Source organism: Homoserinibacter sp. YIM 151385, assembly GCF_027912415.1.
Classification (GTDB): domain Bacteria; phylum Actinomycetota; class Actinomycetes; order Actinomycetales; family Microbacteriaceae; genus Schumannella.
Genome location: NZ_CP115175.1, coordinates 2,533,097 through 2,546,009 on the forward strand (window position 1 = coordinate 2,533,097; position 12,913 = coordinate 2,546,009).

Here is a 12,913-nt window from a genome sequence, read left to right on the forward strand (position 1 = left end):
CCGAGCTGCTCACACCAGAAGGAACCCCATGTCTGCAGTCAAGACGACCAAGGGTCTGCTGGGCACCAAGCTCGGCATGACCCAGGTCTGGGACGAGAACAACAAGCTCGTGCCGGTCACCGTGGTCCAGATCAGCCCCAACGTGGTCACCCAGGTCCGCACCGAGGAGGTCGACGGCTACACCGCCGTGCAGATCGCCTACGGCCAGATCGACCCGCGCAAGGTCAACAAGCCGAGCGCCGGCCACTTCGACAAGGCGGGCGTCACGCCCCGCCGCCACCTCACCGAGGTCCGCACCGCCGACGCCGCCGAGTACACGCTCGGCCAGGAGCTCAGCGTCGACATCTTCGAGGCCGGCCAGCTCGTCGACGTCGTCGGCACGAGCAAGGGCAAGGGCTTCGCCGGTGTCATGAAGCGCCACAACTTCAAGGGCGTCAGCGCGAGCCACGGTGCGCACCGCAACCACCGCAAGCCGGGCTCCATCGGCGCCTCCTCGACCCCCAGCCGCGTCTTCAAGGGCATGCGCATGGCGGGTCGCATGGGCGGCGAGCGCGTCACCGTGCAGGGCCTCAAGGTCCACTCGGTCGACCTCGAGAAGGGCCTCATCCTCGTCAAGGGTGCCGTCCCCGGTGCCCGTGGCCGCATCGTCTTCGTCCGCAACGCCGTGAAGGGAGCCTGACCATGGCAACCCTCGACATCGTCGACACCAAGGGCAAGAAGGCCGGGACGGTCGAGCTCCCCGCGAGCATCTTCGACGTCCAGACCAACGTCCCGCTGATCCACCAGGTCGTCACCGCCCAGCTCGCGGCCGCCCGCCAGGGCACGCACTCGACCAAGGGCCGCGGCGAGGTCTCCGGCTCGGGCCGCAAGCCCTTCAAGCAGAAGGGGACCGGTCGCAGCCGCCAGGGCTCGATCCGCGCCCCCGAGCACACCGGCGGCGGCATCGTCCACGGGCCGACCCCGCGCGACTACTCGCAGCGGACCCCCAAGAAGATGATCGCCGCGGCGCTGCTCGGCATCCTCTCGGACCGCGCGCGGGGCGAGCGCCTCCACGTGGTCGAGGACTTCGGCACGGACGTGCCCAGCACCAAGGCGGCCGTCGAGGTCATCTCGGCGCTCACCTCCTCGAAGAACGTGCTCGTCGTGCTCGAGCGCGGCGACGAGGTCGCGCTCAAGAGCGTCCGCAACGTGCGCAGCGTCCACGTCCTCTTCGCGGACCAGCTCAACGCCTACGACGCGGTCGTCAGCGACGACGTCGTCTTCACGAAGGGCGCGTTCGACGCCTTCGTGTCGAGCAAGACCAAGACCGAGGAGGCTGCGCAGTGAGCGGCTACAACAAGGACCCGCGCGACATCATCATCTCGCCCGTGGTCAGCGAGAAGAGCTACAGCCTGATCGACGAGGGCAAGTACACCTTCCTCGTGGACCCCCGCGCCAACAAGACCGAGATCAAGCTCGCGATCGAGAAGATCTTCGGCGTCAAGGTCGCGGGCGTGAACACGCTCAACCGCAACGGCAAGACCCGTCGCACGCGCTTCGGCGCCGGCAAGCGCAAGGACACCAAGCGCGCCATCGTGACGCTCAAGTCCGGCTCGATCGACATCTTCACGGCTGTCGGATAAGGCCCAGGAGACAGACATGGCTATTCGCAAGTACAAGCCGACGACCCCCGGTCGTCGCGGCTCCTCGGTCGCAGACTTCGCCGAGATCACCCGTTCCACGCCGGAGAAGTCGCTGCTCCGCCCCCTCAGCAAGTCGGGCGGCCGCAACAACACCGGTCGCATCACCACCCGCCACATCGGCGGCGGCCACAAGCGCCAGTACCGCGTGATCGACTTCAAGCGCAGCGACAAGGACGGCGTCGACGCCAAGGTCGCGCACATCGAGTACGACCCGAACCGCACGGCGCGCATCGCGCTCCTGCACTTCGTGGACGGCACGAAGCGCTACATCCTCGCCCCGGCGAAGCTGAAGCAGGGGGATGTCGTCGAGACGGGTCCCGGCGCCGACATCAAGCCCGGCAACAACCTGCCGCTCCGCAACATCCCCGTGGGCACCGTGATCCACGCGATCGAGCTCCGCCCCGGCGGCGGCGCGAAGATGGCCCGCTCCGCCGGCGCCAGCGTCCGCCTCGTCGCGAAGGACGGCCCCTACGCCCAGCTGCGTCTCCCCTCGGGCGAGATCCGCAACGTGGATGCGCGCAACCGCGCCACGATCGGCGAGGTCGGCAACGCCGAGCAGTCGAACATCAACTGGGGCAAGGCCGGCCGCATGCGCTGGAAGGGCGTCCGCCCCACCGTCCGCGGTGTCGCGATGAACCCGATCGACCACCCGCACGGTGGTGGTGAGGGCAAGACCTCCGGTGGTCGCCACCCGGTCAGCCCGTGGGGCCAGAAGGAAGGCCGCACGCGTCGCCCGAACAAGGAGAGCGACAAGCTCATCGTCCGCCGCCGTACCGTCGGCAAGAAGCGCAAGTAGAGGTAAGAGAAGATGCCGCGCAGTCTCAAGAAGGGCCCCTTCGTCGACGACCACCTGCTTCGCAAGGTGCAGACGCAGAACGAGGCCAACAGCAAGAACGTGATCAAGACCTGGTCGCGCCGCTCGATGATCATCCCGGCCATGCTCGGCCACACGATCGCCGTGCACGACGGCCGCAAGCACATCCCCGTCTTCGTGACGGAGACCATGGTCGGGCACAAGCTCGGCGAGTTCGCGCCCACGCGCACGTTCCGCGGGCACGAGAAGGACGACAAGAAGGGCCGTCGCCGCTAAGGCGACCGAGGAGGAGAGAGAAATGGTGGAGTCCATCGCCCGCGTGCGACACATCCGCGTCACGCCTCAGAAGGCCCGTCGCGTCATCGCGCTCATCAAGGGGAAGCAGGCCCAGGAGGCCCTCGCGATCCTGAAGTTCGCGCCCCAGAGCGCGAGCGAGCCGATCTTCAAGCTCGTCGCCTCGGCCATCGCGAACGCTCGCGTCAAGGCCGATGCAACGAACCAGTACCTCGACGAGCAGGACCTCGTCGTGGCGAACGCGTTCGTCGACGAGGGCACGACCCTCAAGCGGTTCCAGCCGCGTGCCCAGGGCCGCGCCTTCCGCATCAACAAGCGCACGAGCCACATCACGGTCGTGCTCTCGACCCCGGACGAGGCCGCCCAGGCCGCCTCGGGTGCGGGCCGCAGCGGCAAGAAGGCAGGTAAGTAATGGGCCAGAAGGTCAACCCCTACGGCTTCCGTCTCGGGATCACCACCGACCACACGTCGCGCTGGTTCGCCGACTCGACGAAGCCCGGTCAGCGCTACTCGGACTTCGTGGCCGAGGACGTCAAGATCCGCACGATGCTCCTCAAGAGCCTCGACCGCGCCGGCGTCGCCCGCATCGAGATCGAGCGCACCCGCGACCGCGTCCGCGTCGACATCCACACCGCCCGCCCGGGCATCGTGATCGGCCGCCGCGGCGCCGAGGCCGAGCGCATCCGCGCCGACCTCGAGAAGCTCTCGGGCAAGCAGATCCAGCTCAACATCCTCGAGGTCAAGAACCCCGAGGCCGAGGCCCAGCTCGTCGCGCAGGGCATCGCCGAGCAGCTCTCCGCCCGCGTGGCCTTCCGCCGCGCGATGCGCAAGGGCCTGCAGGGTGCGCAGCGCGCCGGCGCCAAGGGCGTCCGGATCCAGGTCTCGGGCCGCCTCGGCGGCGCGGAGATGAGCCGCTCGGAGTTCTACCGCGAGGGCCGCGTGCCGCTGCACACCCTCCGCGCGAACGTCGACTACGGCTTCTACGAGGCCCGCACGACCTTCGGCCGGATCGGCGTGAAGGTCTGGATCTACAAGGGCGACATCACCAACAAGGAACTCGCTCGCGAGCAGGCGGCCCAGAAGTCGTCGCGCCCCGAGCGTCGTGACGGCGGCCGCGGCCGCGGCCCCCGTGCCGAGCAGCCCGCCACCGCAGGAGCCGAGGCGTAACCATGCTCATTCCCCGTAAGGTCAAGCACCGCAAACAGCACCACCCGAAGCGCTCGGGTCAGGCGACCGGCGGCACCAAGGTCTCGTTCGGCGAGTACGGCATCCAGGCGCTCACGCCCGCGTATGTCACGAACCGGCAGATCGAGGCGGCCCGTATCGCCATGACCCGCCACATCAAGCGCGGCGGCAAGGTCTGGATCAACATCTACCCCGACCGTCCCCTCACGAAGAAGCCCGCCGAGACCCGCATGGGCTCCGGCAAGGGCTCGCCGGAGTGGTGGGTCGCGAACGTCAAGCCGGGTCGCGTCCTCTTCGAGGTCGCCGGCGTCAGCGAGGAGCTCGCCCGCGAGGCGCTGCTCCGCGCAATCCACAAGCTGCCGCTCAAGGCACGCATCATCAAGCGCGAGGAGGGCGACGCGTAATGGCCGTCGGATCCAAGGAGCTCGCCACGGTCGAGCTCGACACGTTCGAGGACGACCGCCTGGTCGAGGAGCTGAAGCGCGCCAAGGAGGAGCTCTTCAACCTGCGCTTCCAGTCGGCGACCGGTCAGCTCGAGAGCCACGGCCGCCTGCGTGCCGTCAAGCGCGACATCGCGCGCATCTACACCGTCATCCGCGAGCGCGAGCTCGGCATCCGGGCCACCCCGGCGCCGCTCGAGGCTCCCGCGAAGGGCAAGAAGTCCAGCAAGAAGTCGGAGGCCGCTGAGGCCCCGGCCGAGGCTGCCGAGGAGAAGAAGTAATGGCGAAGGTCGAAGAGACGGCGGCTGCGCCCGCCGAGCAGCGCCCGTACCGCAAGGTGCGCCGCGGCTACGTCACGAGCGACAAGATGGAGAAGACCATCGTCGTCGAGGTCGAGGACCGCGTGAAGCACCCGCTGTACGGCAAGGTCATCCGCCGCACCTCGAAGGTCAAGGCGCACGACGAGAAGAACAGCGCCGGCATCGGCGACCTGGTCGTCATCGCCGAGACGCGCCCGCTGTCGGCGTCGAAGCGCTGGCGTCTGGTCGAGATCGCAGAGAAGGCGAAGTAACCCATGCTGCAGCAGGAATCTCGCGTCAAGGTCGCGGACAACACGGGGGCCAAGGAGCTCCTCACGATCCGCGTGCTCGGCGGCTCCGGCCGTCGCTACGCCGGCCTGGGTGACGTCATCGTCGCGACCGTCAAGGACGCGATCCCCGGCGGCAACGTCAAGAAGGGCGAGGTCGTCAAGGCCGTCATCGTCCGCACCGTCAAGCAGACCCGTCGTCCCGACGGCTCCTACATCAAGTTCGACGAGAACGCCGCCGTGATCCTGAAGGGCGACGGGGACCCCCGCGGGACCCGCATCTTCGGGCCGGTCGGCCGTGAGCTCCGCGACAAGAAGTTCATGAAGATCGTCTCGCTGGCCCCGGAGGTCATCTAAGTCATGGCGAACATCAAGAAGGGCGACCTGGTCCAGGTGATCAGCGGCCCCTCGCAGAAGCGCGGCGGCGACCGCGGCAAGCAGGGCAAGGTCATCGAGGTCCTCAAGGAGCAGAACCGCGTCGTGGTCGAGGGCGTCAACTACGTCACGAAGCACGTCAAGGTCGGCCAGACCCAGCGCGGCACCAAGACCGGCGGCATCGAGACCCACGAGTCGCCCATCCACATCTCGAACGTCGCACTCGTCGACCCCAAGTCGAAGAAGCCGACCCGCGTCGGCTTCCGCGAGGAGGTCGTCGAGAAGGACGGCGTGAAGAAGACCGTTCGCGTCCGGTACGCGAAGACGTCCGGAGAGGACATCTGATGACCGCCACGGCTGCCGCGCAGACTGGCAAGATCCAGCCGCGCCTGAAGCAGAAGTACCGCGAGGAGATCGCGAAGCAGCTCACCGAGCAGTTCTCCTACGCCAACCCGAACCAGGTTCCCGGTCTCGTGAAGATCGTCGTGAACACCGGTGTCGGCGAGGCGGCCCGCGACTCCAAGGTGATCGACGGCGCGGTCGCGGACCTCACCGCGATCACCGGCCAGAAGCCCCAGGTCACCCTGGCGCGCAAGTCGATCGCGCAGTTCAAGCTGCGCGAGGGGATGCCCATCGGCGCCCACGTCACCCTCCGGGGCGACCGCGCCTGGGAGTTCCTCGACCGTCTGCTCTCGCTCGCGCTCCCGCGCATCCGCGACTTCCGCGGCCTGAGCGCGAAGCAGTTCGACGGCAACGGCAACTACACCTTCGGCCTCTCGGAGCAGTCCATGTTCCACGAGATCGACCAGGACAGGATCGACCGCGTCCGCGGCTTCGACATCACCGTGGTCACGACCGCGAAGACGGATGACGAGGGTCGCGCCCTGCTGCGCGCGCTCGGCTTCCCCTTCAAGGCGGACGACGCCGCCAACTAGGCGGAACCCACCCAGGTCGGCATCCGGTCCGTGCTCTAGAGGAGCTAGCGGATGTCGAAACCAGATGAGTAAGGAAACTCAGATATGACGATGACAGATCCGGTCGCAGACATGCTGACCAGACTGCGGAACGCGAACTCGGCGCACCACGAGACCGTGTCGCTTCCGAACAGCAAGCTCAAGGCGCACATCGCCGAGATCCTCAAGCGCGAGGGCTACATCGCGGCCTGGAAGGTCGAGGAGGCGCGCGTCGGCTCGACGCTCACCATCGACCTCAAGTACGGCCCGAACCGCGAGCGCTCGATCGCGGGCATCAAGCGCGTGTCGAAGCCCGGCCTCCGCGTCTACGCGAAGTCGACCGAGATCCCCCACGTGCTGGGCGGCCTCGGCGTGGCGATCCTGTCCACCTCCTCGGGGCTCCTCACGGACCGCGAGGCGACCAAGAAGGGCGTGGGCGGCGAAGTGCTGGCCTACGTGTGGTGATCTGACATGTCGCGTATCGGTCGACTCCCCATCGACGTCCCTGCCGGCGTCACCGTGACCGTCGACGGCCAGGCCGTCGCCGTCAAGGGCCCCAAGGGCGAGCTGTCGCTCACCGTGGCGTCCCCCATCGAGGTGAAGCTCGAGGAGGGCCAGGTGCTCGTCACCCGTCCCGACGACGAGCGCGAGTCGCGCTCGCTCCACGGGCTCACCCGCACGCTCATCGCGAACAACATCGTCGGCGTCACCGAGGGCTACTCCAAGGGCCTCGAGGTCGTCGGCACGGGCTATCGCGTCACCGCGAAGGGCTCGAGCATCGAGTTCGCGCTCGGCTACTCGCACTCGATCACGGTGGACCCGCCCGCGGGCATCTCCTTCGAGGTCGAGGGCAACAACAAGCTGACCGTCAAGGGCATCAGCAAGCAGGCCGTCGGTGAGGTGGCCGCCAACATCCGCAAGCTGCGCAAGCCGGAGCCGTACAAGGGCAAGGGCGTCCGCTACGCGGGCGAGGTCGTGCGCCGCAAGGCCGGAAAGAGTGGGAAGTAATGGCTGTCAAGAGCAAGTCCGCCGCGCGGGGCCGTCGTCACGCGCGCCTGCGGAAGCGCATCGTCGGCTCGGCCGACCGTCCGCGCCTCGTCGTGACGCGCTCGGCCCGCCACGTCTTCGTCCAGGTCGTCGATGACGCGAAGGGCCACACGGTCGCCTTCGCCTCGACGCTCGAGGCGGAGCTCCGCGGCTTCGAGGGCGACAAGACCGCCAAGGCGCGCAAGGTCGGCGAGCTCGTCGCCGAGCGCGCGAAGCAGGCGGGCATCGAGACCGTGGTCTTCGACCGCGGCGGGAACAAGTACGCCGGTCGTGTCGCCGCGATCGCCGAGGGAGCTCGAGAGGGTGGTCTGAGCCTGTGAGCGACGACAAGAGCAACAAGACGGATTCCGTGGCCGAGAAGCAGGAGGCCGCGACCGACGTCACGGTCAACTCCTCGCCGGTCGAGACCGCTGCCGGCACCGCGCCCCAGGTCGACGACCGCGGCGGACGCCGTGGCAACGACCGCGGCGGCCGCGGCGGCAACGACCGCGGCGGGCGCGGCGGCAACGACCGCGGCGGCCGCGGAGGCCGCGAGGACAGCCAGTTCCTCGAGCGCGTCGTCACGATCAACCGCGTGTCGAAGGTCGTCAAGGGCGGTCGTCGCTTCAGCTTCACCGCGCTCGTCGTCGTCGGCGACGGCAACGGCATGGTGGGCGTCGGCTACGGCAAGGCCCGCGAGGTCCCGCTCGCGATCTCGAAGGGCGTCGAGGAGGCGAAGAAGAACTTCTTCCGCGTCCCCCGCATCCAGCAGACGATCCCGCACCCCGTCCAGGGTGAGGCCGCGGCCGGCGTGGTGCTCCTGCGCCCCGCCGCCGCCGGTACCGGCGTCATCGCGGGCGGTCCCGTCCGCGCCGTGCTCGAGTGCGCCGGGATCCACGACGTCCTGAGCAAGTCGCTCGGCTCGTCGAACACGATCAACATCGTCCACGCGACGGTGGAGGCCCTCAAGCAGCTCGAGGAGCCCCGTGCGGTCGCCGCGCGTCGCGGCCTCGAGTTCGAGGACGTCGCCCCCGAGCGTCTCGTGCGCGCCGAGGCCGAGGCCCGGACCGCCGCTGCAGCGAAGGTAGGTGCCTGATGGCCGCTCGGCTCAAGGTGACCCAGATCAAGTCCGTTATCAGCGAGAAGCAGAACCAGCGCGACACGCTGCGGAGCCTCGGTCTCAAGCGGATCGGCGATGTCGTCGTCCGCGAGGACACGCAGGCGAACCGCGGCTACGTCCGCACGGTCGCCCACCTCGTGAAGGTCGAGGAGATTGACTGATGGCTGAAGAGAAGAAGGACGCCGAGAAGAAGGCGCCCGTGAAGAAGGCCGCCGCCCCCAAGGCGGAGACGGCCGAGAAGAAGGCCCCGGCCAAGAAGCCGGCCGCGAAGGCGACCGAGACGAAGGCCGCTGCGGAGAAGAAGGAGGCCGCTCCCAAGGCGGCCGCCAAGAAGCCCGCCGCGAAGGCCGAGGCGAAGCCCGCCGCCAAGGCCAAGGCGAGCACGTCGACGGCCGCGGCCGCGAAGTCGGACGACACGGCGGCCGAGAAGCCCGCCGCGACGAAGCCGGCCGCGAAGAAGGCGCCGTCGAAGGACGTCGCCGAGGCTCGCCCGCAGGTCCTCAAGGCCCACCACCTCCGTCCCGCCGTCGGCGCCAAGAAGGCGAAGACGCGCGTCGGACGCGGTGAGGGCTCGAAGGGCAAGACGGCCGGTCGCGGCACCAAGGGCACGAAGGCCCGCTACCAGGTGCGCGTCGGGCTCGAGGGCGGCAACCTGAACTCGATCATGCGCGCGCCCAAGCTGCGCGGCTTCAAGAACCCGTTCCGGGTCGAGTACCAGGTCGTCAACCTCGAGAAGCTCGCCGAGCTCTACCCCTCGGGCGGCGACGTGACCATCGGCGACCTCGTCGCCAAGGGCGCGGTCCGCAAGAACGAGAAGGTCAAGGTGCTCGGCACCGGCGAGATCTCGGTTAAGCTGAACGTTGCGGTCGACAAGGTCTCGAGCTCCGCGGAGCAGAAGATCGTCGCCGCGGGCGGCTCCATCAAGTAGTCATCGCTCGGCGGTGGCCCCGCTCGGGGCCACCGCCGTCGGTGTCTTCGCACCGACATCCCGACAACCCACTTGGGAGGCCTTGTGTTCAGCGCCGTCGCGCGGATCTTCCGCACGCCTGACCTGCGCAGGAAGATCGCGTTCACGCTCGGCATCGTCGCGCTGTTCCGACTCGGTTCCTTCATCCCGGCGCCGTTCGTCGACTTCGGCAACGTGCAGGCCTGCCTCCGCGCCAACTCCGGCGCCTCCGGACTCTACGAGCTCGTCAACCTGTTCTCAGGCGGCGCGCTCCTCCAGCTCTCGGTCTTCGCGCTCGGCATCATGCCGTACATCACGGCGTCGATCATCGTGCAGCTGCTCCGCGTGGTCATCCCGCACTTCGACACCCTCTACAAGGAGGGCCAGTCGGGCCAGGGCAAGCTCACGCAGTACACCCGCTACCTCACGATCGCGCTCGGCGTCCTCCAGTCGACGACGCTCATCACGGTCGCCCGCTCCGGCTCGCTCTTCGGGCAGTCGGGGGTCGCGGAGTGCCAGCAGCTCATCGTCCCCGGCGGCGACGTCTGGTACGGCACGCTCCTCATGGTCATCACCATGACGGCGGGGACCGGCCTCATCATGTGGATGGGCGAGCTCATCACGGAGCGCGGCATCGGCAACGGCATGTCGCTCCTCATCTTCACCTCGATCGCCGCGACCTTCCCGGGCGCGCTCGTCACGATCGCGCAGAGCCGCAACATCGAGACGCTCATCATGGTGCTCATCGTCGGCGTCGTGATCATGATGGCGGTCGTCTTCGTCGAGCAGTCCCAGCGGCGGGTCCCGGTGCAGTACGCGAAGCGCATGGTCGGGCGCCGCACCTACGGCGGCAACAGCACCTACATCCCGATCAAGGTCAACATGGCGGGCGTCGTGCCGGTCATCTTCGCCTCCTCGCTGCTCTACCTCCCGGCGCTCGTCAGCCAGTTCAACCAGCCGCCGGCGGGCGAGGCCCCCGCGCCCTGGGTCAGCTGGATCAACGACAACCTGTCGACCGGCGACAACCCGCTCTACATGGCGGTCTACTTCCTCCTCATCGTCGGGTTCACGTACTTCTACGTCGCGATCACGTTCAACCCGGAGGAGGTCGCGGACAACATGAAGAAGTACGGCGGCTTCATCCCGGGCATCCGCGCGGGCCGTCCGACGGCCGAGTACCTCGACTACGTGCTCACGCGCGTGACGCTGCCCGGCTCGCTGTACCTGGGCCTCATCGCGCTCATCCCGCTCATCGCGCTCTCGACGGTCGGCGCCAACCAGAACTTCCCGTTCGGCGGCGCCTCGATCCTCATCATCGTCGGCGTGGGCCTCGAGACGGTCAAGCAGATCGACTCGCAGCTGCAGCAGCGCCACTACGAAGGGCTCCTCCGATGACCGCGCGGCTGCTGATCGTAGGCCCCCCGGGGGCCGGCAAGGGAACGCAGGCCGAGCGGATCGCGGAGCGCTTCGGCATCCCGACCATCTCGACGGGCGACATCTTCCGCGCCAACATCAAGAACGAGACCGAGCTCGGCCTCCAGGTGAAGGCGATCGTGGATGCGGGCGACTACGTCCCCGACTCGCTCACGAACGCGCTCGTGACGGACCGCCTCGAGGAGGCCGACGCCACGACCGGCTTCCTGCTCGACGGCTATCCGCGCACGACCGAGCAGGTCCGCTACCTCGACGAGCTCCTGACGAGCCACGGCCACGCGCTGGATGCGGTCATCCGCCTCGTCGCCGACCAGGAGGAGATCGTCCGCCGGCTGCGCAAGCGCGCGCTCGAGCAGGGGCGCGTCGACGACTCGGAGGAGGCCATCCGGCACCGCCAGGAGGTCTACCTGCGCGAGACGGAGCCGCTCATCGCGGCGTACCGCGAGCGCGGCGTCCTCCTCGAGGTCGACGGCCTCGGCGCGATCGACGAGATCACGGAGCGGATCTTCGCGGCCCTCGAGGACCGCGGGCTGGGCGCCCGGACCGCCTAGCACGGAGACCTCATCCCGATTGGCGGAAACGCCGGGGATGGCGTACTGTAGACCCTTGGTGCGTGCCGCCTGCCATCGTGCATGCGCGCCCACCGAAATCCATCCGCATGACCGGCAGCGCCCGCTGCAGTGAGAACGAGGGTATGGCGAAGAAAGACGGCGTGATCGAGATCGAGGGCTCGGTGCTCGAGGCTCTGCCCAACGCGATGTTCCGCGTGGAGCTCAGCAACGGACACAAGGTCCTGGCTCACATCTCCGGAAAGATGCGCCAGCACTACATCCGCATCCTCCCCGAGGACCGCGTGATCGTGGAGCTCAGCCCCTACGACCTCACCCGCGGGCGGATCGTCTACCGCTACAAGTAGACGGCCGGGCAAGTAACGGCCGCCGAGCTCTCCGGAGCGCGGCGCGCACGACGACAGCGAAAGCGAAGCACAGCACATGAAGGTCAACCCCAGCGTCAAGCCGATCTGCGATCACTGCAAGGTGATCCGCCGCAACGGCCGCGTCATGGTCATCTGCAAGTCGAACCCGCGCCACAAGCAGCGCCAGGGCTAGACCCGCAGCAGCACGACCCACAACTCAACACGAACAGACAGCGCACCAGAACCGCTCCGACAGGATGCGGGGAACCCGGGGTTGGAGGCCCCGGAACCGGATGCGCTCCACACCTCCACGACACCCAGGAGCAAGCCACATGGCACGTCTCGCCGGCGTCGACATCCCGCGCGACAAGCGCGTGGAGGTCGCACTCACCTACATCTACGGGGTCGGGCGCACTCGCGCTCTGACCACGCTCAAGGACACCGGGATCTCCGGTGACATCCGCGTGAAGGATCTGAGCGACGAGCAGCTCGTCGCCCTTCGCGACTACATCGAGGGCACCTTCAAGGTGGAGGGCGACCTCCGACGCGAGGTCCAGGCCGACATCCGCCGCAAGGTCGAGATCGGCTCGTACGAGGGCATCCGCCACCGCCGCGGCCTCCCCGTCCGCGGCCAGCGCACGAAGACCAACGCGCGCACCCGCAAGGGCCCGAAGCGCACCGTCGCCGGCAAGAAGAAGGCAGGCAAGAAGTAATGGCCACTCCCAAGACCGCCGCCCGCAAGCCGCGTCGCAAGGACAAGAAGAACATCGCCGTGGGCCAGGCCCACATCAAGTCGACGTTCAACAACACGATCGTCTCGATCACGGACCCCTCGGGTGCCGTCATCAGCTGGGCCTCCTCCGGCGGCGTGGGCTTCAAGGGCTCGCGCAAGTCGACGCCGTTCGCCGCCCAGCTCGCCGCCGAGTCGGCCGCGCGCCAGGCGCAGGAGCACGGCATGAAGAAGGTCGACGTCTTCGTCAAGGGCCCGGGCTCGGGTCGCGAGACCGCGATCCGCTCGCTCCAGGCCGCGGGCCTCGAGGTCGGCAGCATCAACGACGTGACGCCCCAGGCGCACAACGGATGCCGCCCGCCCAAGCGCCGCCGCGTCTGACCTGATCGACCGGGGAGCCGGATCCGCATCC

At 68.4% G+C, this 12,913-nt stretch carries 25 protein-coding genes; all 25 read left to right on the plus strand.

From position 1 onward, the window contains the following. Window positions 1-28 precede the first annotated feature (28 nt). The 25 genes from rplC to rpsK all read left to right on the plus strand — a co-directional run bounded on the left by rplC (window position 29) and on the right by rpsK (window position 12,882). The gene (gene rplC / locus OF852_RS12260) at window positions 29-679 is read left to right on the plus strand and encodes a 50S ribosomal protein L3 (RefSeq protein ID WP_271119443.1); all 651 of its coding nucleotides are present in this window, start codon (window positions 29-31) and stop codon (window positions 677-679) included. A gap of 2 nt (window positions 680-681) precedes the next feature. Further along, a complete protein-coding gene (gene rplD / locus OF852_RS12265; protein ID WP_271119444.1) occupies window positions 682-1,326 on the plus strand; it encodes a 50S ribosomal protein L4 in 645 nt (214 codons plus the stop codon). Beyond that, window positions 1,323-1,622, plus strand: coding sequence for a 50S ribosomal protein L23 (gene rplW / locus OF852_RS12270; protein WP_271119445.1), 300 nt, complete (start codon window positions 1,323-1,325; stop codon window positions 1,620-1,622). The genes rplD and rplW overlap by 4 nt, the downstream gene beginning before the upstream one ends. A 16-nt stretch (window positions 1,623-1,638) precedes the next feature. Next, on the plus strand, window positions 1,639-2,478 hold the full coding sequence (rplB, locus tag OF852_RS12275) for a 50S ribosomal protein L2 (RefSeq protein ID WP_271119446.1): 840 nt from the start codon (window positions 1,639-1,641) through the stop codon (window positions 2,476-2,478). A 12-nt stretch (window positions 2,479-2,490) separates the two neighbouring features. Beyond that, window positions 2,491-2,772: a 30S ribosomal protein S19 gene (gene rpsS / locus OF852_RS12280; RefSeq protein ID WP_271119447.1), complete on the plus strand. Its 282-nt coding sequence runs from the start codon at window positions 2,491-2,493 to the stop codon at window positions 2,770-2,772. A gap of 22 nt (window positions 2,773-2,794) precedes the next feature. Beyond that, window positions 2,795-3,202: a 50S ribosomal protein L22 gene (gene rplV, locus OF852_RS12285; protein ID WP_271119448.1), complete on the plus strand. Its 408-nt coding sequence runs from the start codon at window positions 2,795-2,797 to the stop codon at window positions 3,200-3,202. Continuing rightward, on the plus strand, window positions 3,202-3,957 hold the full coding sequence (rpsC, locus tag OF852_RS12290; RefSeq protein WP_271119449.1) for a 30S ribosomal protein S3: 756 nt from the start codon (window positions 3,202-3,204) through the stop codon (window positions 3,955-3,957). The genes rplV and rpsC overlap by 1 nt, the downstream gene beginning before the upstream one ends. A 2-nt stretch (window positions 3,958-3,959) precedes the next feature. Then, entirely contained in the window at window positions 3,960-4,379 is a 420-nt protein-coding gene (rplP, locus tag OF852_RS12295; protein ID WP_271119450.1) for a 50S ribosomal protein L16, read from the plus strand. Further along, complete coding sequence (rpmC, locus tag OF852_RS12300) at window positions 4,379-4,696, plus strand: 50S ribosomal protein L29 (protein ID WP_271119451.1); 318 nt, start codon at window positions 4,379-4,381, stop codon at window positions 4,694-4,696. Before rplP ends, rpmC begins: the two co-directional genes overlap by 1 nt. After that, window positions 4,696-4,986 (plus strand): 30S ribosomal protein S17, encoded by a 291-nt coding sequence (gene rpsQ, locus OF852_RS12305; RefSeq protein ID WP_271119452.1) that lies wholly within the window; start codon window positions 4,696-4,698, stop codon window positions 4,984-4,986. The genes rpmC and rpsQ overlap by 1 nt, the downstream gene beginning before the upstream one ends. 3 nt (window positions 4,987-4,989) lie before the next feature. Beyond that, entirely contained in the window at window positions 4,990-5,358 is a 369-nt protein-coding gene (rplN, locus tag OF852_RS12310; protein WP_271119453.1) for a 50S ribosomal protein L14, read from the plus strand. A gap of 3 nt (window positions 5,359-5,361) precedes the next feature. Beyond that, complete coding sequence (gene rplX, locus OF852_RS12315) at window positions 5,362-5,721, plus strand: 50S ribosomal protein L24 (RefSeq protein WP_271119454.1); 360 nt, start codon at window positions 5,362-5,364, stop codon at window positions 5,719-5,721. After that, window positions 5,721-6,311: a 50S ribosomal protein L5 gene (gene rplE / locus OF852_RS12320; RefSeq protein WP_271119455.1), complete on the plus strand. Its 591-nt coding sequence runs from the start codon at window positions 5,721-5,723 to the stop codon at window positions 6,309-6,311. Before rplX ends, rplE begins: the two co-directional genes overlap by 1 nt. Before the next feature lie 84 nt (window positions 6,312-6,395). Continuing rightward, the gene (rpsH, locus tag OF852_RS12325; RefSeq protein ID WP_271119456.1) at window positions 6,396-6,794 is read left to right on the plus strand and encodes a 30S ribosomal protein S8; all 399 of its coding nucleotides are present in this window, start codon (window positions 6,396-6,398) and stop codon (window positions 6,792-6,794) included. A 6-nt stretch (window positions 6,795-6,800) separates the two neighbouring features. After that, window positions 6,801-7,337, plus strand: coding sequence for a 50S ribosomal protein L6 (rplF, locus tag OF852_RS12330; protein ID WP_271119457.1), 537 nt, complete (start codon window positions 6,801-6,803; stop codon window positions 7,335-7,337). Beyond that, window positions 7,337-7,696 (plus strand): 50S ribosomal protein L18, encoded by a 360-nt coding sequence (gene rplR, locus OF852_RS12335; protein WP_271119458.1) that lies wholly within the window; start codon window positions 7,337-7,339, stop codon window positions 7,694-7,696. The genes rplF and rplR overlap by 1 nt, the downstream gene beginning before the upstream one ends. Window positions 7,697-7,725: 29 nt before the next feature. Continuing rightward, window positions 7,726-8,451, plus strand: a complete 726-nt coding sequence (gene rpsE / locus OF852_RS12340; protein ID WP_271121173.1) for a 30S ribosomal protein S5 — start codon at window positions 7,726-7,728, stop codon at window positions 8,449-8,451. After that, a complete protein-coding gene (rpmD, locus tag OF852_RS12345) occupies window positions 8,451-8,636 on the plus strand; it encodes a 50S ribosomal protein L30 (RefSeq protein WP_271119459.1) in 186 nt (61 codons plus the stop codon). Before rpsE ends, rpmD begins: the two co-directional genes overlap by 1 nt. Then, window positions 8,636-9,403, plus strand: a complete 768-nt coding sequence (gene rplO, locus OF852_RS12350; RefSeq protein WP_271119460.1) for a 50S ribosomal protein L15 — start codon at window positions 8,636-8,638, stop codon at window positions 9,401-9,403. The genes rpmD and rplO overlap by 1 nt, the downstream gene beginning before the upstream one ends. Window positions 9,404-9,487: 84 nt before the next feature. Beyond that, window positions 9,488-10,816 (plus strand): preprotein translocase subunit SecY, encoded by a 1,329-nt coding sequence (gene secY / locus OF852_RS12355; protein WP_271119461.1) that lies wholly within the window; start codon window positions 9,488-9,490, stop codon window positions 10,814-10,816. Next, window positions 10,813-11,406: an adenylate kinase gene (locus OF852_RS12360; RefSeq protein ID WP_271119462.1), complete on the plus strand. Its 594-nt coding sequence runs from the start codon at window positions 10,813-10,815 to the stop codon at window positions 11,404-11,406. Before secY ends, OF852_RS12360 begins: the two co-directional genes overlap by 4 nt. Before the next feature lie 143 nt (window positions 11,407-11,549). Continuing rightward, entirely contained in the window at window positions 11,550-11,771 is a 222-nt protein-coding gene (gene infA, locus OF852_RS12365) for a translation initiation factor IF-1 (protein WP_100365313.1), read from the plus strand. Window positions 11,772-11,847: 76 nt separating this feature from the next. Further along, window positions 11,848-11,964, plus strand: a complete 117-nt coding sequence (rpmJ, locus tag OF852_RS12370; RefSeq protein WP_055821300.1) for a 50S ribosomal protein L36 — start codon at window positions 11,848-11,850, stop codon at window positions 11,962-11,964. A 139-nt stretch (window positions 11,965-12,103) separates the two neighbouring features. Next, on the plus strand, window positions 12,104-12,484 hold the full coding sequence (gene rpsM / locus OF852_RS12375) for a 30S ribosomal protein S13 (RefSeq protein WP_271119463.1): 381 nt from the start codon (window positions 12,104-12,106) through the stop codon (window positions 12,482-12,484). Beyond that, window positions 12,484-12,882 (plus strand): 30S ribosomal protein S11, encoded by a 399-nt coding sequence (gene rpsK / locus OF852_RS12380; protein WP_271119464.1) that lies wholly within the window; start codon window positions 12,484-12,486, stop codon window positions 12,880-12,882. The genes rpsM and rpsK overlap by 1 nt, the downstream gene beginning before the upstream one ends. The last annotated feature ends 31 nt before the right edge of the window (window positions 12,883-12,913 follow it).